This window comes from Flavobacterium endophyticum (genome assembly GCF_003634455.1).
In the GTDB taxonomy this organism is placed as follows: domain Bacteria; phylum Bacteroidota; class Bacteroidia; order Flavobacteriales; family Flavobacteriaceae; genus Flavobacterium; species Flavobacterium endophyticum.
Window position 1 is genome coordinate 61,320 of the sequence record NZ_RBLC01000005.1, and the last position, 19,072, is coordinate 80,391.

Below are 19,072 nucleotides of genomic sequence, written 5' to 3' on the forward strand. Positions count from 1 at the left end.
CGGCCATCCTAATTTTGCGATGTCTAAAAACAAATACCAACACAATTATGAAAAAGTTTTACATCGTATTATTCCTGCTCGCGGGCTGGATGGCGAAAAGCCAGACTCTATCGCCCTACTTGCAGGCGCCTACCACCAGTTCTATCTATGTCAACTGGAAAACAGAAAGCAACCCTGAGTCTATCGTGGAATACGGCAGTACTCCTGATGCGCTGACCAACTCGACTACGGGTACCAATAGGATTTTTACCGATACCGGATATCCTAGCAACTATTTTTACCACAACGTGAAACTTACGGGACTGACTCCAAACACCAAGTACTACTACCGTGTTAAGACCGGAACCAACACGTCGCAGGTAATGTCTTTCAAGACGCTTCCATTGCCAGGCCAGGCTGCAACGGCCGACGGGCATCTTCGCTTTTTGGTTTTAGGAGACAACCAGATGCGCAATGTGCCGCGTTTCGACACCTTAGTTGCTCAAGCCAAGAGAAAGATTGCTCAAAAATGGGGTATCGCTGCTGATCCGGCAGACAACATTGCGCTGACCGTAATGGTCGGCGACCAGGTAGATGTTGGAACACTAGATCATTACGAAAACGTGCATTTCAAAAAGAACAAAGCACTTTCTGGCTACCTGCCGATACAGACGTTGGTCGGTAACCACGAAACTTACGGAACATTAGCCATGCAGGCGTATTATGACCATTATGTGCTTGATGAAATGTCGTACAGAGGCATTTCTTCTGGAACTGAAAACTATTATGCCAACCAAGTCGGAAACGTGCTTTTTATTGCCATGGATACAGAACATACGGGCATACCGCAATTGAACTGGCTGACACAGGTAGTGCAAGCTGCTGATGCTGATCCTACAGTAGACTGGATCGTTTCTTTAGGCCACAGGCCGTATCAAGCGGAGCAATATGTAGGCGATATTTCTACTTGGATTCGCAACTCTGCCATGCCGATTTTGGTAACTTCTCAAAAACACATCTTGCATATCGGTGCCCACCACCATTTATACCACAGGGGACAATTAAAGAATACGCCAACGTACCAGATTATTTCTGGAGGCGTAGCTTGGGACCAGTACTGGGGAATGGCAGCCGAACAAGATTTTGACGACGTGCAAAAGACCATTTCTAACTGGATGTACCAGATTATTGATGTAGACGTCAACAACGATACTTTTGAAGTAGAATCGTACTCTATCGGAAGTGCTTATACTTGGAAAGACAATGAGCTGATGGATACCTTCCACCATTATAAAGGATTAGATGCGCCTACACAGCCAACGATTCTTAATGACTTTACAGCGAATGACGGAGACGTTGAGCTTCCTCTTCTTATTTCAAGCTCAGCCTATGCTACTACTTCCAACCAATTGCTGAACTCTACGGAATTCTTGATCGGAAAAACGGCGGATTTCGAAATTATTGAAAAAGACATCTACAGAGACTACGAAGATTTGTACGGAGCCTTAAACGGACAGGTCGATGTATCCAGAGACGTGAACGCCGGAGTGGATATCACGAAGGTAACCATTGCAGCCAACGAAATTCCGAATGGCGAATACTTTGTAAAAGTACGCCACAGAGACAGAAACTTAAATTGGTCGCCATGGAGCGCCGTGAAATCGTTTAACGTGACGAATAGCGGCTTTGCCAATACGCAGATTCAATTGGATACTATTGCGTACCGACCAAACACGCCGATAAACGTTTCGTATACAGATGGACCGGGGAACCAAAGAGACTGGATTGCTTTGTATAAAATTAGCCAGACTCCGGGTGCGAGCAGTCCATCGCAAGCTTGGGCGTATGTAAACGGACAAAGAAGCGGAACAGCAACGTTTAGCGGATTGACCCAGCCAGGAAGGTATTATGCTACATTTATGGAAAACGACGGCTATACAGAATTAGCGGACCGAAAAGAATTTTATGTAGGACCATTGGTGACCCTAGCTTCTAACGCACAGACGTATACTTCGGGAAGCCCAGTTACCTTGACTTTTGCCAACGGACCGCAATTGGCAAACGACTGGATTGGAATTTACAAAGTCGGACAGACTCCAGGCGGACCTGCTTCAACACAATGGCGCTACGTGACTACGGCTTCGGGAAGCTTTACGTTTAATAACCTAGCCGACGGCTACTATTTTGCAGAGTATTTTCTTCAAGACGGCTACAACAGCATCGGGAATAAAGTATTTTTCCAAGTTGGAAACCAAATTACGCAGTTGAATATCAACAAGACGATTTATAACCTGAACGAAAACATCATCGCGACTTGGACCAACGCTCCGGGTATCGTAAAAGACTGGCTTGGAATCTACCATGCTGGCGACGATCCGAACGTAGACGAATTGGTAAGCTTTACGTATTTTGACGGACTTCCGGAAGGCACGAAAGTGATCCAAGACGACAAGCTTCCGACCGAAGCAGGTGATTATTTTATCGTGATGTTTACGAACGATTCGTATAACGAAGTATCGAACCGAATCTCTTTTGTGGTAGAAGAAGCTCTAGGAACGGGCGAGTTTTCGTCTCAAAACGGCGTAAAAGTGTATCCGAACCCGATAAAAGCAGGCGAAAGAACGTATATCAAGTCCAAATACCCTATCGACCAAATCGATATGTTTGACATGACTGGAAACTTATTCTATTCTTCAAAAAACATCGACGATTACAACTTTTCGATTATCAACCAAAGCTTGCCAACCGGCACTTATATTCTTAAAATCCACTCTAATAAAGTTTACACTGTCAAGGTAGTCGTAAATTAAGTAGACCGCATCTAATAGCTAGAAAGCCTCCTGCAATGGGAGGCTTTTTTATTTTTAAGGCACTCGCCTCTTTTAAGATTCTCTTAGGCGTATCCAAAAAAACTTTTTTGTACATTCAACTAACTTATGAAAAAGCGACCATGAAAGACATTGCCCGCCGTTTTCCCGAAAATCCGTTGCTCAAGCCCAGCAACTTGCTGCCCAGCAGCATAGGACTACAAGTCATCTGCCTGCTCAATCCGGGTGTCTTTGTATTTGAAGATAAAACTTGGCTGTTGGTAAGAGTCGCTGAAAACATTCCTCAGAAAGAAGGCGTCATCTTCTTCCCTATCGCCAATGCGTTGGGCCAAATAGAGATTATCGAAATTTCTCTTGACGACCCTGACCTTATTGCCGATGATGCCCGTGTCATTACTTATAAAGGACAGGATTACCTGACCACGCTTTCGCACCTTCGCCTGTTGTGCAGTGACGACGGTGTTCATTTTTATGAACCGGATGATTATCCGCTCATAACCGGAATCGGATATCTGGAACAATTCGGCATTGAAGACTGCCGTGTCAGCAAAATTGACAACACCTATCATCTGACCTATACGGCCGTTTCCAACAGCGGCGTGGGCGTCGGCTTGAGAACCACTACAGACTGGAAAACCTTTGAGCAGAAAGGAATGATTTTTCCGCCGCACAATAAAGACTGTGCCATCTTTGAAGAGCGCATAAACGGCAAGTATTACGCCTTGCACCGTCCCAGCAGCAAAGAGATCGGCGGCAACTATATCTGGATTGCCGAATCGCCCGACGGCCTGCATTGGGGAAATCACCAATGCATCATCAAGACCAGAGAGCATCATTGGGACAGCGCCAGAGTCGGTGCCGGAGCCGCTCCTATCAAAACCGAGTTCGGATGGCTCGAAATCTATCACGGTGCGAATGCCGAAAACTTCTATTGCCTCGGCGCTTTTTTGATGGACTTGGATCATCCTACTAAAGTAATTTCCCGTACCGTAAAACCCATCATGATACCGACAGAATCTTATGAAACCAGCGGTTTCTTTGGCGGTGTCGTTTTTACGAACGGACATGTTGTTGATGGCGACCAGCTTACCATCTATTATGGCGCTGCCGATGAGTTTGTCTGCGGTGCTCATTTTTCTATTAAAGAAATCTTGTCGCTATTAGAATAAGCAAGCTTTTCTTTTAATCACTTAAAATGCCTCCTTCAGCAGCCATTGTGTCCGCTTGGCTATTTTTCACTTCCGATGCCCTGTTTGTCACGCTACTTTTGAAAGAAATTAACCGTGATAAATACAACTATTATGACAAGAAATGATAAAATAGCCGCTGTAGTAGTCAGTTTCCTGATTACCCTAATTTTATATTACTTCCTTATCCCGAACAGAAATTGGCTCGGAAAACCTTATCTGGAAACCGCACAAAATGACGGATTTGCCGTAGTAGAACTCTTTACTTCCGAAGGATGCTCTAGCTGTCCTCCTGCTGACAAGCTTTTGGAAAAAATCCAGAAAGAATCGAATGGAAAGAAAATCTATTTTCTCGCTTTCCATGTCGATTACTGGGATCATCTTAACTGGAAAGACAGCTTCAGTTCTGAACAATCGACCAGCAGACAACAGCAGTATTCTAGCTGGATGAACCGAACTCTCATCTATACCCCGCAATTTATCGTAAACGGCATTTCCGAATTCGGTGGCGACGATGCCAGAAAACTCTACAGTCTTGTAGCCGATGCTTTAGAAACAAAACCTAGCGCAGCCTTAATCCTCGAAGCACATGCCAATAAGGAACAGCTCGAACTGAATTATGAGACTAATGGGATTGAGAAAAATACCAGCCTATTTGTTGCCTTAGTGCAAAAGCAAGCAACTACCGAGGTGAAACGTGGCGAAAATGAAGGCCGTCTCTTGCATCACGTACAGATCGTAAGACAAGCCCATACACTATCTCTTGAAGAAAAACAAGGCGGACTGGTGCTGCCCATGCCTAAAAACTTCAACACTACAGACTGGGAAATCATCGGATTCCTGCAAGACGATACCACTGGTGCCATCAATGCGGCCACAAAAGCAACTTTTAATTAATCTAAAACTTTTTTTATGAAAAACATGCTCCTTACATTCATGGCAGCGGTGATAGTCGTTACCTGTACTTTAGAAAAAACAAGGCCCATACTTAAAGTTAATAGCACTGCTAATAAGCAAGACACTTCCAAAGTACGATCTCAAGCTAGTCCAGATTTTTAGACTGCCGATCCTAGTTTTGAGATCTTGCCGTAATAAAAAAGCCTTGCTACTATAGCAAGGCTTTTTTATTATCTGTTTTCCAGCCAGCCCAAAAAGGCGGTCGCCTTTTCTTTTCCGACCAACAGCTTTTCTTCTGTAGGAACCGTCAGCTTGAGGAGCAGCTTACGCGAAAAATAGTGCTCTGCCTCTCTGATTGCAGAAAAATTTACCAAGTATTGCCTGTTGACCCTAAAAAACTGACTCGGCGACAACAATTTATGCACCTCATCCAGAGACTGCGTTATCGGATATTCTCCTTTGTCAAACGTCATAATCGTAGGCGTTTCATTCTTTATAAAAAAATAAGCGATGTTTTCTGTCTGAACCGTCAGGTACTTATTATTTTTAAACACCAAAAAACTGCTCTTCCCTGCATTCTCTCCGCTTCTAGTCAGCAAATACTCAAAATCAGGTAGGTTCTTTTTATTTCTCTGGAAAAAGTTTTTAAGCTCAGCGGCCTTTTTGATAGCGGCAGCAATACTTTCTCTCGAAAACGGCTTCAATACATAATCGATACCATTTGCCTTAAAAGCCTCAATGGCATAATTGTCAAAAGCAGTACAGAAAATCACGGGAGACACTACTTCAACGCTCTTGAAAATTTCAAAGCACAGTCCGTCTGCCAACTGTATGTCCATAAAAATAAGATCAGGCTGGTCATTTTCTGTAAGGTAGCTCACCGCACCATCTACACTTTGGATATACGAGAGTATCTGTACATCAGGCCTGATGCTCATGATAAGCTGTCCTAGAGCTTTGGCTGTTTTAACTTCGTCTTCAATTATTATGATGGTCATAAATCAGGGGTATTTTTACTTTAAACGTAGTTTCATCTTTGTCAATTACGATCTCTTTGTGGATAAGATGCATAAACCGCTGGTTGATATTGTCGAGTCCTACACCTGTTGACAAGGCACCTTTTTTTAGCTGTATCGGATTTTCGATTACCAGAAAATCACTTTCAACATATAATCGAATTTGCAGAGGCTTGTCTAGCGATACCACGTTGTGCTTGATACAATTCTCGATCAGCAGCTGCAAGGTAAACGGCGGAATTGACGAATCATAATGCCTGGCATCGATGTCGTCTACCAAAACAAATCCATCTTCAAAACGAGCTTTCAACAAATACGTATACGCCTCTAGGATCTGGAGTTCTTCCCGTAGCGGAATCAAATCAAGCTTCCTACTTTCGAGCGTAAAACGATAGAAATCTGAAAGCTTCAGGATAAAATCAGAACTTTGCGGATCCTGCATGTCCACCATAGATTTGAGCGTATTCAAGCTGTTGAACAAAAAGTGTGGATTCACCTGCTGCTTTAACAATTCATATTGGGCTCCAAGATGTCCCGATTTCGTCTTTTCCAGTTCCAGCCCTATCTGCTGCGTCTGGTAATTCTGGAAAAGCAAGTGCAGGAACATATAAACAATCAGGTTGATCAAGACGCCTCGTAGCTCAAACATGATGGGCGCATCCATCTTCGTGACCTGAAAAAGCTCCTGATGCGCGATAACCAAAACCACCATCATCACGATACCCATAACAACACTCAACAGCAGTTTCCCATTTATCAGGCTCTTGGCAGTGCGACGCGACGTAAATTTTGGAAGGCTGTAGATATTATAATACCAGATAAAAAGCGAAAACAAAAACGTAATCGATGAGTTGATAATGATATCGCCCAGCATCGAATCGTGGTCAAATAATTTAGGGATTGATGCAAGGATAGCCAGTGCTATGGAACTTCCCCATATCACCTTTCGGGAAACCTGAAACCGTTTTTTTTCTTTTTCCATATGCTGTAGTAGTAATTGAATCCCTGCCTGTCAAAGATAGGATTTTTAAATATTTAAAAAGCCGGAAGAAACTTCCAGCTTGAATCATTATATAAGTGAGTATTGCTATTTTAAAAAGTCGCTTTTGTGGCTCCTAGAATGGCACCGCTGCTGCTGTCTTGCACAAAACCGATGATTTCAAAACCCTTTGTAGTAAAACCTTTAGGCAGCGTCAAGGTTGTAGTTCCTTTTTCGTTTCCAGCCAAAGCTGTACTATGCAAATGATGCACAATCTGGAAATGCGACAGGATTCGGTTTGCATTCTCGCCTCGCTTTACGCTACTCTGCGCCGTCTTTTGCACGATGGCCAAAAGCAGTCGGCTGTTTTTTGAAGCGTCATTTACAGAATGATTTACCGTAATCTTGTTGCCAGACTGTACTGCTTTCAAAGTCACGTCAGCGGTAGCGGCCATCGACAAGGCTTTCTTAGTAGCGTTTCTCACCGCAGTTTCCTCAGAACCTATAAGCCCGACCTTTCCATTGATGATAAGCTGCGGCGTATAAACCGAACTGCCAAGCCATTTTGAATACTCATACTGCCTTTTGGTATAGTCTGCATCGCTAAAGACGTCCTTCCAGCCCTGTTTGTCCCAATAATCCACATGGTAGGAAAGTACATAGACTTCGCTGTCCATATATTCTTTTTGGATTTTGCCCATAAGCTCGTCTGCCGGCGGACAGCTGGAACAGCCTTCGGAAGTAAACAATTCCAATACAGCAAAACCTTTTTTAGTGGCCTTGTTCTGTCCAAAAACATTCGTTCCTGCTACAAGTGCAAGAATCAAAACAGGCAATAGTTTTATTTTTTTCATAGTTTGATAGTAATTAGGATTTCTGATTTAGGATTTTTGATTTGGGTTTCTGACTTAGATAGAAAAGCCCTATTTGCGGGCTATTCTATTTTAGGCTTTGCTTATATTAGATTAATCGTCACTCCGATATTGCCTCTTGTTGCTTTAGAATACGGACAAGTCTGGTGTGCGGCATCGGTAATAGCTCGTGCTGTTTCAGTATCCAAGCCAGGAAGGCTTACATTCAGGCGGGCTTGTAAAAAATATGCTCCGTCGGTCATGCCTAAATCTACTTCTGCATCGACAGCTGTTTCTGCCGGAAGCTTGATTTTCATCTGCGCTGCCGCAATTCCCATGGCTCCGATAAAGCAAGCCGACCAGCCTGCAGCGAAAAGTTGCTCTGGATTCGTTCCGCTACCAGTAGAACCCGGAGACGAAAGCTTGATATCAAGACGGTTGTCAGAACTTTGTGATGCACCTTCGCGGCCTCCAGTCGTGTGCGTTTTTCCTGTATACAATACTTTTTCTGGTTGAAGGATGTTGTTTTCCATTGTCGTAAATTTTTAAATGTTGTTTTTATTTTGTTTGAATTATAGGCCAAAAGTAGGCCGGTCTAGTACCTCATCCAATGGCTAAATGGCTCAAGTGGACAAAGTAGATTGTGAATCGGACATTGCATATCCTCATTATTTTGTATAGCCATCAACTTCAATGATAGCATCGGCAAAGGCTCGTGGATCTTCCTGCGGTACGTTATGTCCGATCCCGTTTAACATCTTGTGCGAATACTTTCCTGTGAATTTGTTCGCATAGGATTTCCCGTCTGCCGCTGCCCCGTCAAAATCACTGCCGATAGTTATGGCCGGTACTGTAATTGACGGACGTGCTGCTAAGCGTTTTTCTAAATCCTCATATTTCGATTCGCCTTTGGCAAGAGACAATCTCCAACGGTAATTGTGGATGACGATCGCAACATGGTCTGGATTGTTGAAAGACTGCGCTGTCCTGTCGAAAGTAGCCGTATCAAAATTCCATTTTGGAGAAGCCAGCTTCCAAATCTGTTTGTTGAAATCATAGGTATTTTTAGCATAGCCTAGCTCGCCACGTTCTGTCGAAAAATAGTATTGGTACCACCATCCCAATTCAGCCGCAGGCGGCAGAGGCTGTTTGTTTGTTTCGAGATTCACAATCAGGTAGCCGCTCACAGAAACAAGTCCTTTTACGCGTTCTGGCCAAAGTGCCGCCATGATAACGGCTGTTCTTGCACCCCAGTCAAAGCCTCCAACAATAGCCTTATCTATTTTTAGCGCATCCATAAAAGCAATGATATCTGATGCGATGGCCGATTGCTGTCCGTTTCTAGGAGTAGCTTCTGAAAGAAAATAAGTAGTTCCAGAGCCTCTTAGATAAGGAGCAATAACTCTGTAGCCTTTAGAAACCAACATCGGAACCACTTCTTCAAAACTGTGGATGTCATAAGGCCAGCCATGAAGCAGGATTACTGGGGTACCATTCGTAGGACCTGCTTCTGTGTAACCGACATTCAATACGCCCGCATTGATTTGTTTTAAAGTGCCCAGCGAATTTGCTGTTTTGACAGAATTGGCATTTTGGGCATTTGTCTTTTTCGTTTGGGCAGTAGCCGATACGTAGCTAAAAATGACCAGCGCGAATATTGCTATCGTATTGCTAAACTTATATTTTAGTATCTCAAACATGATTTCAGTTGTTAAGGTTTATGACTTCTTTTACTAATTAGCGAAGCGATCTGAATGCGGCGCGAAGTTCTTCAGCAAAAAGCTGCGGTTCTTCCCAAGAAGCAAAGTGTCCGCCTTTTTTTACTTCGTTGAAATAAATCAGGTTTTTATAGCTGCGTTCTGTCCAGCTTTTAGGCGCTTGGTAGATTTCTCCAGGAAATACGGTCACGGCCACTGGAATCTTGATTTCTGCTGTCCTTTGTTCGCCAGCATTAAAATTGTTTGTATTGTTTTCCCAGTACAATTGTGCCGATGAAGCCGCCGTATTGGTCAGCCAGTACAATGAAATATCGTCAAGCATCTCGTCTTTTGTAAGCGACTTTTCTGCATTGCCGCCGCTATAGGTCCATTCATTAAACTTGTCCAAGAAAAAAGAAGCAAGCGCTACAGGCGAGTCGGTAAGTCCATACCCTAGAGTCTGCGGACGGGTAACCATCATTCCGGCATAACCGCCGCCTTTGGTATATAATTTATTAAGTGATGTATACGCCGCTTTCTCTTTGGTTGTTAATCCTGCTGGCGCTGGTGCTCCATTTTTTAATGCTTGTGCAATTTCTGTCGGAACTGTCGCTGGCATATTTACGTGGATACCCAACAATCCTTCTGGAGCTTGTCTTGCCATTGCATCTGCAATTACCGAACCCCAATCGCCACCTTGCGATACATATTTTTTGTAGCCCAAACGTTTCATCAGCACATCCCAAGCCTGTCCGATATGGTCTGGTCCCCAGCCTGTGCCTTTAGGTTTTTCAGAAAACCCATAACCCGGCATCGAAGGCAATACAAGATCGAAAGCATCTTCAGCACGACCTCCATAAGCCGTTGGATCGGTAAGCGGGCCAACTACTTTCAAAAGCTCAAAAACAGATCCTGGCCAGCCGTGAGTGATAATTAGCGGCATGGCATTTTTATGCTTTGAACGGATGTGTATGAATTGGATATCCAGCCCGTCAATGTTGGTAACAAACTGAGGCAACGAATTTAGTTTTGCTTCTGCTTTGCGCCAGTCGTAATCAGTTCCCCAATAGGCAGCAAGTTTTTGGATCTGCTCCAATTTTACGCCTTGTGATTGGTCGCCTACCGTTTCTTTGTCTGGCCATCTGGTCGCATTGATGCGTTGGCGAAGCTCGGTCAGTGCTTCTTGCGAAACGCTGATGTGATACGGACGAACCGCTTCTGAATCTTTTGTGCTTTTTGCTGGATTTTTCTGTGCGAAACCAGCTGTCCCGATCAGGATAAGAGTCCCTGCCAAAAATCTGCCGGCAAGACTACGCTTGTTTGTTTTGATTGTTTTCATTTTGCTTTTGATTATTAAATTATGTGATTATTGTTTTAATTTCTTGGTCAAAAGTATTTCGATAGCAAGCGCTACACAATCAAGAAATAGCCTAAACGGACGAAGTGAAGAGTGAAACGGACATTCGTAAGCTTGAAAATTTTATAGGAGTCGTATAGTGTAAATTCATCTTTGCAAACAAAGAACTTTTAAGCAGATGCCATTACTGGGACTATTGAAATATCCGGTAAAATACAGTAAACAATCTAGTCTTGAAACAGCAAGATTTGTTATATATTTGATTAATTATAAAGAGAAAACTAGTTTATCATTGCATGAAAAAGCTTCAGATTATTTTATTATTCCTACTATCAACAGCAATATACAGTCAAAAGAATCCTTTTGTTGGACTTAAATATGATACGATCGTGATGTATGATTTTTCAGGCGGTAAAGAATCTGACATCAGTATTATTACGGATAAAGGCAAACTATCCGAAACTGTAAACCAACAGGTTATCCTTGATGAAAAGACAAGCAAGCAATTGAGCCTAAAATTAGGAAGCAAGCTCTCTTATGGTACAGGAACGGCATCTTGCTTTGATCCACATTTAGGATTCGTATATTATCTGAAAGGGAAAGTCGTTGCTCATGTTTCGGTTTGTCTTCAATGCAACAGACTAAGGTCTAGTGTTACTATTCCCGCACAAAAACAAGGAAAAACTGGGAATGGTGATGAAGCCTATTATCTCTTAGATGGTATGAGTGACTCTTTCAAACAGTATTTGAATAATCTTGTGATAAAGTATAAATTTTCACATCCTCTATAAAGAATCTAAAACAATTATGGGCACTGCTCCTATCCTCAAAACTAAACAATGACAAGTTCTAAAAAATACGCCTTCCTTCTACTCCTGCTGCTTCTAAATGCAAGCGCCTACGCCCAAAAAGAAATCTCGATTACGATTGACGATCCCAATACAGCTCTGACTCCAAAACTGGAATGGCAGGAAAGAAACGATGCCCTCTTAAAAACACTCAAAAAACACCGCATCAAAGCGGCTTTGTTTGTCTGTGGCATGAGAGTAGCCGATTCAAACGGAAAGACACTGTTGAAACAATGGGACGACCAAGGCCATCTGATCTGCAATCATTCGTACTCGCATCTGTACTTTAATGGCAAATCGACCACCTTTAAAAAATTCAGCAATGATTTTCTTAAAGGCGACAGCATCATTACTACTTACAAGCATTATACAAAGTATTTTCGCTTTCCGTATCTGAAAGAAGGCAACACTGCCGAAAAAAGAGATTCGATGCGCGTATTTTTATCCCAGAACGGCTATAAAAATGGCGCGGTTACGATAGACGCTTCCGACTGGTATATTGATGCTGAAATAGCAAAAGCCTTAAAGCAGGATATCAATGCCGACCTTACGCCGTATAAAAACTATTACATCCAGCATATCTTAGATCGCGCTTCCTATTACGATTCGCTGGCTGTTTCGGTATTCCACAGGCCCGTCAAGCATACGTTACTGATACATCATTCTCTATTGAATGCTTTGTTCCTCGACGATCTGCTGATTGCCTTAAAGAAAAGCGGCTGGAAATTGATTGACGCCAAAACTGCTTTCAAAGATTCTGTTTTTGAGGAAACGCCTCAAATTGTGCCTTGCGGCGAAAGCATTATCTGGCAGTGCGCCAAAAGAATAGAAGCTATTGCGACAACGCTGCGTTATCCTGGCGAAGATGGCGAATACGAAAAAATACCGTTGGAAGAAATGGTCAAGGCTTATTCTAAGAAACCGTAAGGTATTCGCTTCCAAATCATACTTCTGTAAAGACTATAAAAAAATCGCCTGAAGATTACTTCAGGCGATTTTAGCAATTGATATAATGTGTGCTTATTTCTTAACAGCCCTAAACACTTTAGAGAATTCTCCAGCAACAACCTTCACGATATACGTTCCGGAAGGCAGGTCAGAAAAATTCAATTGGCAGCTAGTTCCATTGGCTTTTTTTGTGATTACCTGTTGTCCTAGTATGTTAAACACTGTAGCAGCATCGATGGTTTCTGTATAATCGATAGTCAGCACATCTTGAACCGGATTTGGATAATACTTAAAATCATCACTTTCAAAAGCAGGAGTCCCTAACTCCGTTCCGGCAATAACCTTCAATCGTACGATGCTCTCTCCACAGCTAGAAGCTACGGTCTGCGAAGCATAATAGATACCTCCGGCAACAATTGGGTCCGTCGGAGACAGCAAATTTCCTCCTGTCGGTGCATCATACCATAGTATATTTTCTCCTGTTACGTCGAAATCAGCCAGCGTTTCGCCTGTAACAAAATCTTGCGTTTCTTGCCCCGTTGGAGCCGGAGTCTGATTTTTTACGGTTATCGATAAAGTCTGTGGTATCGCACAAGCTCCTTCTTCTGGAGTAAACACATAATCCGCTGTACCTGGCTGTGCCGTATCGATTGTTGCTGGCGACCACGTTCCTGCAACGCCGTTTGGAGAAACCAAGGCGAAGGCAGGAGCCACCGTTCCTTGGCATACATCGGCAACAGGTGCAAAATCAGGCGTGGCTTTTGGAATTATGACAACCGATAGTGTCTGCGGTACCAAGCAAAGCACTCCCGTTACTTCTGTTGGCGTAAATACATAGTCAAACGTACCTGTCTGTGCTGTCGAAATTTCAGCCGGACTCCAGGTTCCTGCGATTCCGTTTGGAGCTACTAGTGCTAAAGTCGGAGCAGCAGCATCTTTGCAGATTGGTGCCAGGGTTTCAAAATTTGGAATCGCTTGCGGCGTTATCGTTACTAAAACTTGTACTCTCCTGCTCTCGCAACCATCAACAGTTTGCGATACATAATAAGAGCCTGTTGTCAGCGGATAGGTATTGGCTAAAACTTCTCCAAAAGTACCTCCGGCATACCATTGTACCAAGGCATCTTGGATTGTCGTGGCACGCAAATCTTCTACCGTAGCTCCTTCGCAAAAAGTCTGCGGAGTAACTACCGGATCTGGCGTATTGATGACTACGGCAACTTCGGTTCTTGGTCCTTCGCAGTCGCCATTTTTCTGAGACACAAAGTAAGACTGGGTCGCTAGGCTTGAAGTGCTTTCTAATGCTTCTGTTGCTGTGGCGCTTCCATACCAGATAATTGATGCCGACGGTGCTGGAACCAGAGAAGCTACAGTCGTAGTACCGCAAAACGTCTGTGCCGCCGCCGTAGGAGCCGCTGGCAATTCGGTAATGGTTATAACTACAGGTATCCTTGTACTTTCGCAACTGCCAATAGATTGTGACACATAATAGGTCTGTGTTTGCAGTGCAGCGGTATCCGCCAAAGCTTCAGTAGCATCGGTGGTAGCATACCAATGCGCAGTAGCTTCGGCAATTGTAGTAGCCGTTAGTTCTGCAACAGTTGCCGAGGCACAAAAAGTCTGCGGCAAGGCTGTTGGAGGATTCGGTACGGCACAGTTCAGCTCATACGCTCCCATGTCTGGAGTACCATCATAAAATCGATCGTTTCCGAGGATATCAGTAACAATAGCAGCTATATTAGGCGTACTTCCTGGTGCATAATAGTTGTTGCTTCCTGCATCTACGGCAGGACTCCCTTGTTGGAGTTTATAATTGCCATTCGCCGCATCAGTAAACAACGGATCAGTAGTACCGTCTATATTCCCATTGGCATCATTTGTGGTAGCACCTTGGACAAGGCTATGCGTATATTGTGGTAATGCTTGCGCATTTGTATAATAAACTCCAGTAAGGTTATCATAAACAATACTATTTCTAATTTTTAGAGAGGAGCTTGTGTTGTATATGGCACCTCCATTCACAGCGGCACTATTTCTTGCGACAGTAACATTTGTCAAGATGGGTGACTTAGCAATGCCAAAACGTTCTATATAAAACCCGCCGCCTAGACCTTCTGCCGTATTATCGCTGATAACGCAATTGGTAACAACATCATCGGTATCGGTGCTATAAAACCCGCCGCCATCTTTAGCAGAATTGCCTTTGATAACCACGTTAGTCAGTATGGTCGTGCCGGTATTGTTCTTTATCCCGCCTCCTAATTTCGTCGTATGGTTTTCGCTGATTTCTACATCGATAAGCGTTGGCGTTGCCGCAAAATTATTAATTCCTCCGCCGCCTTCAGATGTTCCTCCTCTAGCCGAGTTCCCATTGACGATTCCGTTAGACAGATAGGGCTTGGATTGGCTCTTGTCATTTTGCATTCCAGCTCCTTGTTCTGAGATATTCTTGCTTATGGTAAAATTGGTAATCGTTGGGGAAGATGTGTCGTTATACATTCCACCGCCTCTTATGCCGGCTACATTTCCAACAATCACAATATTAGAAACGATAGGCGACGAAAAGTAATTATACATTCCTCCAGCAACATTATTGGGCACAAATTTGTTCGATCCAATAACTTTTATTGTTCCTGCCATATTAGCGTTGCCTCCACGGATTGTAAATCCGTCTAATACTGTCGTATTTGTTATTGCGTTGGCGGCACTTACTCCAACACCCATAACTATGTGATAGGCATTTTCGTCATTGTTTGTTATCGTAAGCGTACTTCCAATACCCGATATTACATCATTATTGCTGTAATCTCCGCTCAAAACAGAAGCATTTGCTGTCAAAGCCAAGTCTCTTTGTGTCAATTGTGTTTCGGTGCCCGCAAAGCCGCCATACATCTTGACATTATTGACCAAAACGAAAGCATTGTTTCTGTCAGTCGGATTAGTCCCGCTAAGGTTATCAACACGGTATAATGGATAGTACGTCCCGCCCGCTACCCAAATCTGGGTTATGGTTCCTGCTGTCAGTTCTCTTGCGGCCTTCACGGCATCGGCGGCTTCGCCCAAGGCATTGGTCCAGTTGCTGCCGTTTCCTGTCGCTCCTTTTTTAACATAGAGTATACCATTGGCATCTGGAACGGCTTGCGCCCATACCGAGTCTGTTGCAACTAGCAGTACCAAAAGCACGGCAAAATGCCTTACTTTTTCTTGTAATTTTTTGTTCATAAATACATTGTTATTTTAAGGTTTGTTTATTCTTGTCTACGCTTGTTTCAAACGGCAACAAACATATACCTCTTGTATTACCCTAAGATTTCAAAATGAACAAATAAAAATTACGATTGTGTTAACCAGATAGTTACATCGTTAAGAGACTTCAGACCCAAACTAAAACGCATAAAAAAAGCTCCTCGATTTAGGAGCTTTCTACTTATGAAATCAGTTGCAATGAATGGACGGACAGTCCTCGATTAAGCTTTCGTTTTAGCCGCTTCTTCTTTTTTAGCCTTTGCTTCGGTTTTTTTCATTTCCTTGTTTTCTGCTTTTTTAGCATGTTTTACTTCTTTTTTGACTTCTGCTTTTGATTCTTTTTGTTGTGCATTCATCATAGCACTAGTTCCTAAAACAAAAACGGCTAACATCATTAATTTTTTCATGATTTCTATTTTTTTAAATTAAACAAGATTGTTTGTTTCTTAATTATAGGTCAAAGTTAGGACCGCTAGATGAAGAACAAATGAAGATATGTTGCTGTTAACCTGTTTAACTTTTAATTAACTTTTCGGGAAATAAAGCGTAAAGGTCGTTCCGATACCAACCTCGGAGACTACCTGAATTTCTATTTTGTGGAGAGTGGCAATACTTGACACGATGGCAAGGCCCAATCCTTGTCCCTCATCTTCCAGATTAATTTTCATGAATCGGTTAAAAATCTGAGACAGCTGTGCTTCCGTCATTCCTTTTCCTGTATCCGAAATAGCTATGGCATAGCGGTCATTCTGGAAAGAATCTGAAATGGATACGCTTCCGCCGTCTGGCGTAAACTTGATGGCATTGAATAGGATGTTATAAAACAAGATGTGCAGCAAGGTCTTGTTACCTTCAAACAGAAAATGATGCTGGATAGTGCTAGACACCTGAAGCTGTTTTATTTCAATCCGATCTTCTAGATCCCTAAGCAGGTCTGAAATGAGGACAGCGAAATCTATCGCTTCAAAATTAGAGTACTGGTTGTTTTCTATGCGCGAAATAAGCAATAGGTTATTGATGATGCGTTTTAGGGTATCAAGGTTGCGAAGCGAGACAGCAATCTTGTCGATACCCTCATCATTAATCGATTCGTTATTGAGTAGGTTTTCCAATCGGTTCTGGAGGATCGAGATCGGCGTGAGCAGTTCGTGGGAAACGTTTGCTATAAACTGTTTTTCTTTTTTAAACTGTTCCTGGATGCGGTTCATCATTTCATTCAGTCCGTTGTCCAGCAATATAAAATCCGAAGTAGTCGTATGCACTTTAGAATGGTCGAACAATTCAGGCTCATTGATCAGATTGATCTTCTTGTCGATAATCTTCTGGAAAGGACGCAACAGGTAATCGATAAAGAACGACTGGGCAAAATGCGACAGGATAAGCGTTACTGTAAGCAGCAGCAAGATTACCAGATGGAACTTTTCTAGCAGTTCGTTGACCTCGCTCAGCCGCTCTCCTATCTCAAGGACATAATCGGTATTCTTATACGTAAAATGATGGTACAGGACGCGATACTCGTTCTGTTCTTTTTCTACGACTCGAGGCTCATCTACAAAATAGTCTTTTTGCTTTGCGGCTTTAGCTTTAGAACGGTACAATTGCAGGAACTCGCTGTGCAGGTTCGAAAAGCTTACATACAGCTCCGTACTGTCGTTTCGTTCTATAAAAGCATTGATTTCGGAAGTATTAAGGTTCTTGACAAACTTGTCACGTTTTTCGATCATCGAGCTTTCGATGTTCTTGTAGGCTACTTTCTTGATCACAAAAGACAAGGTGAACCACATGATCGCCAGCAAGAGCAGGCGGATGACAGCGCTAAAGATTGATATTTTATGTTTTAGCTTCATGTTCTAGCTTATAATTCGATAGCCCACATTCCGCACCGTTTCAAACCATTCTATCGAAGCATGCTTGTCGAGCTTCTTGCGGAGGTTGCGCACATGCACGTCTATAAAATTAGAATCGGAACTGACTTCCAGCACATCGCCCCAGACATGTTCCGTGAGCTGCAAGCGCGTAATGACCCTATTTTTGTTGAGGACTAAGTATTGAAAGATGTCAAATTCTTTTTTGGTCAATGCAATCGGATTTTCCTTAAAGCTTACCTTATAATCCTGCAATTGAATCTTGAATCCGTGCACGTCCAACTCATTCACAGCAAATCCATGAATACGACGGATAACGGCATACAAACGCGCGCCCAGCTCGGTCAGCGCAAAAGGCTTGGTAAGATAGTCGTCGGCGCCCAGTTCCAACCCGTTGATTTTATCGTCGAGTTCGCCCCGTGCCGTAATGACAATCACGGCCATTTTAGATTTTGCTTTCCGCACGCTTTTCAATACGTCGAATCCGCTTCCGTCGGGCAAGCCCAAGTCCAGCAGCATGGCATCGTATTGGTTGACTTCTGCTTCTTCCAGAGCGCTTTCGCAGGTAGCAGCCCATTTGCAGATGTAGCCGCTCTTGGAAAGATAATCGATCAGCTCAACGGCTAGTTCTTTCGTATCTTCAACAATCAGGATATTCATAGGAAAGTGTTTGACAGTTTAAAAATAGTGTTTCTGAGGCTATCAAAAAAGAAAAACTTCTCCTAAACTATAGTGTTTTGTGTTTAGGAGAAGCTGCAATCAAAAAAAACATAGCCAATCAACGATCTTTTTCCACCAGCTGCAGGAAGTCGCCAGCACCATCAAAAACAGCATCATAAAATCGGGAACTGTTTTCAAGTCCCACTTCATAAGTATATTCGTTTTTATCGTTTCGCACTTTAACGGCTTCAGCAATCTTATAAGTTGGATAATTCTTTTTTAGGTAGCTTATAGTGGCAAGCGGCAATTGGTTGGGCGCTATACCATGCTTGAGCACCTGCATTTCTCCTCTTAAGTTATAATAGGCCGATACTTTAGCGCCCTGCATCGTAAACTCGGCTACAAAAAGTTCTTCATCATCGTCTCCGTCTCCATATTCATTTCTCCATTCTGGAATGCTTTTAGGAAATTCTTTTTCAAAAGCAATCTTCGCCTCGATTGGAGGAACATATTTTTGGCTTTTGGTATCGGATTGCCCATAAAAGCTGATTGAGGCAAGCAATAGCGCTGACAGGATTATTTTTTTCATGGTTTTGCTTTTTAATAAATACAGAACGAAGTTACAATCTGAAAATGAAGAGCAAATGAAGAATCAAAAAAGTTGCTATTTATTTGGCCAGATTTAACTTCTCAAAAAACAAACCTGCTATTTGA

At 42.9% G+C, this 19,072-nt stretch carries 16 protein-coding genes; 5 read left to right on the plus strand and 11 right to left on the minus strand.

Annotated elements, in window-relative coordinates; all coding sequences use genetic code 11:
* Positions 1-47: 47 nt before the first annotated feature.
* The 3 genes from CLV94_RS14860 (at position 48) to CLV94_RS14870 (ending at position 4,891) form a co-directional block, all read left to right on the plus strand.
* The gene (locus CLV94_RS14860) at positions 48-2,789 is read left to right on the plus strand and encodes a fibronectin type III domain-containing protein (protein ID WP_121377300.1); all 2,742 of its coding nucleotides are present in this window, start codon (positions 48-50) and stop codon (positions 2,787-2,789) included.
* Positions 2,790-2,896: 107 nt separating this feature from the next.
* Entirely contained in the window at positions 2,897-3,976 is a 1,080-nt protein-coding gene (locus CLV94_RS14865) for a glycoside hydrolase family 130 protein (RefSeq protein WP_245982600.1), read from the plus strand.
* Between the two features lie 132 nt (positions 3,977-4,108).
* Positions 4,109-4,891: a DUF1223 domain-containing protein gene (locus CLV94_RS14870; protein WP_121377302.1), complete on the plus strand. Its 783-nt coding sequence runs from the start codon at positions 4,109-4,111 to the stop codon at positions 4,889-4,891.
* A gap of 230 nt (positions 4,892-5,121) precedes the next feature.
* Here CLV94_RS14870 and CLV94_RS14875 read toward each other — a convergent pair whose 3' ends face one another.
* The 6 genes from CLV94_RS14875 to CLV94_RS14900 form a co-directional block, all read right to left on the minus strand.
* Complete coding sequence (locus CLV94_RS14875) at positions 5,122-5,889, minus strand: LytR/AlgR family response regulator transcription factor (protein WP_121377303.1); 768 nt, start codon at positions 5,887-5,889, stop codon at positions 5,122-5,124.
* On the minus strand, positions 5,870-6,889 hold the full coding sequence (locus CLV94_RS14880; protein WP_121377304.1) for a sensor histidine kinase: 1,020 nt from the start codon (positions 6,887-6,889) through the stop codon (positions 5,870-5,872). Before CLV94_RS14880 ends, CLV94_RS14875 begins: the two co-directional genes overlap by 20 nt.
* Positions 6,890-6,999: 110 nt before the next feature.
* Positions 7,000-7,740, minus strand: coding sequence for a DUF1223 domain-containing protein (locus CLV94_RS14885; RefSeq protein ID WP_121377305.1), 741 nt, complete (start codon positions 7,738-7,740; stop codon positions 7,000-7,002).
* 101 nt (positions 7,741-7,841) lie between these two features.
* Positions 7,842-8,270, minus strand: a complete 429-nt coding sequence (locus CLV94_RS14890) for an organic hydroperoxide resistance protein (RefSeq protein WP_211331202.1) — start codon at positions 8,268-8,270, stop codon at positions 7,842-7,844.
* Positions 8,271-8,405: 135 nt separating this feature from the next.
* Positions 8,406-9,437, minus strand: coding sequence for an alpha/beta fold hydrolase (locus tag CLV94_RS14895; protein WP_121377306.1), 1,032 nt, complete (start codon positions 9,435-9,437; stop codon positions 8,406-8,408).
* Positions 9,438-9,474: 37 nt separating this feature from the next.
* A complete protein-coding gene (locus tag CLV94_RS14900; RefSeq protein WP_121377307.1) occupies positions 9,475-10,773 on the minus strand; it encodes an epoxide hydrolase family protein in 1,299 nt (432 codons plus the stop codon).
* A 314-nt stretch (positions 10,774-11,087) separates the two neighbouring features.
* On the opposite strand from CLV94_RS14900, the gene CLV94_RS14905 reads away from it, so the two are divergent.
* Both CLV94_RS14905 and CLV94_RS14910 read left to right on the plus strand, forming a co-directional pair.
* Entirely contained in the window at positions 11,088-11,582 is a 495-nt protein-coding gene (locus CLV94_RS14905; RefSeq protein WP_121377308.1) for a hypothetical protein, read from the plus strand.
* A gap of 48 nt (positions 11,583-11,630) precedes the next feature.
* On the plus strand, positions 11,631-12,566 hold the full coding sequence (locus CLV94_RS14910) for a polysaccharide deacetylase family protein (RefSeq protein WP_121377309.1): 936 nt from the start codon (positions 11,631-11,633) through the stop codon (positions 12,564-12,566).
* Positions 12,567-12,659: 93 nt separating this feature from the next.
* Here the strand turns inward: CLV94_RS14910 and CLV94_RS14915 are convergent, their stop codons facing one another.
* The 5 genes from CLV94_RS14915 to CLV94_RS14935 all read right to left on the minus strand — a co-directional run bounded on the left by CLV94_RS14915 (position 12,660) and on the right by CLV94_RS14935 (position 18,947).
* Positions 12,660-15,809 (minus strand): Ig-like domain-containing protein, encoded by a 3,150-nt coding sequence (locus tag CLV94_RS14915; protein WP_121377310.1) that lies wholly within the window; start codon positions 15,807-15,809, stop codon positions 12,660-12,662.
* 245 nt (positions 15,810-16,054) lie between these two features.
* Positions 16,055-16,240 carry a hypothetical protein gene (locus tag CLV94_RS14920; RefSeq protein ID WP_121377311.1) on the minus strand — a complete coding sequence of 62 codons (186 nt, stop codon included), beginning with the start codon at positions 16,238-16,240 and terminating at the stop codon, positions 16,055-16,057.
* A gap of 117 nt (positions 16,241-16,357) precedes the next feature.
* The gene (locus tag CLV94_RS14925; RefSeq protein WP_245982606.1) at positions 16,358-17,680 is read right to left on the minus strand and encodes a sensor histidine kinase; all 1,323 of its coding nucleotides are present in this window, start codon (positions 17,678-17,680) and stop codon (positions 16,358-16,360) included.
* Between the two features lie 3 nt (positions 17,681-17,683).
* Entirely contained in the window at positions 17,684-18,358 is a 675-nt protein-coding gene (locus CLV94_RS14930) for a response regulator transcription factor (protein ID WP_121377312.1), read from the minus strand.
* 118 nt (positions 18,359-18,476) lie between these two features.
* Positions 18,477-18,947, minus strand: coding sequence for a hypothetical protein (locus tag CLV94_RS14935; RefSeq protein WP_121377313.1), 471 nt, complete (start codon positions 18,945-18,947; stop codon positions 18,477-18,479).
* Positions 18,948-19,072: the final 125 nt, after the last annotated feature.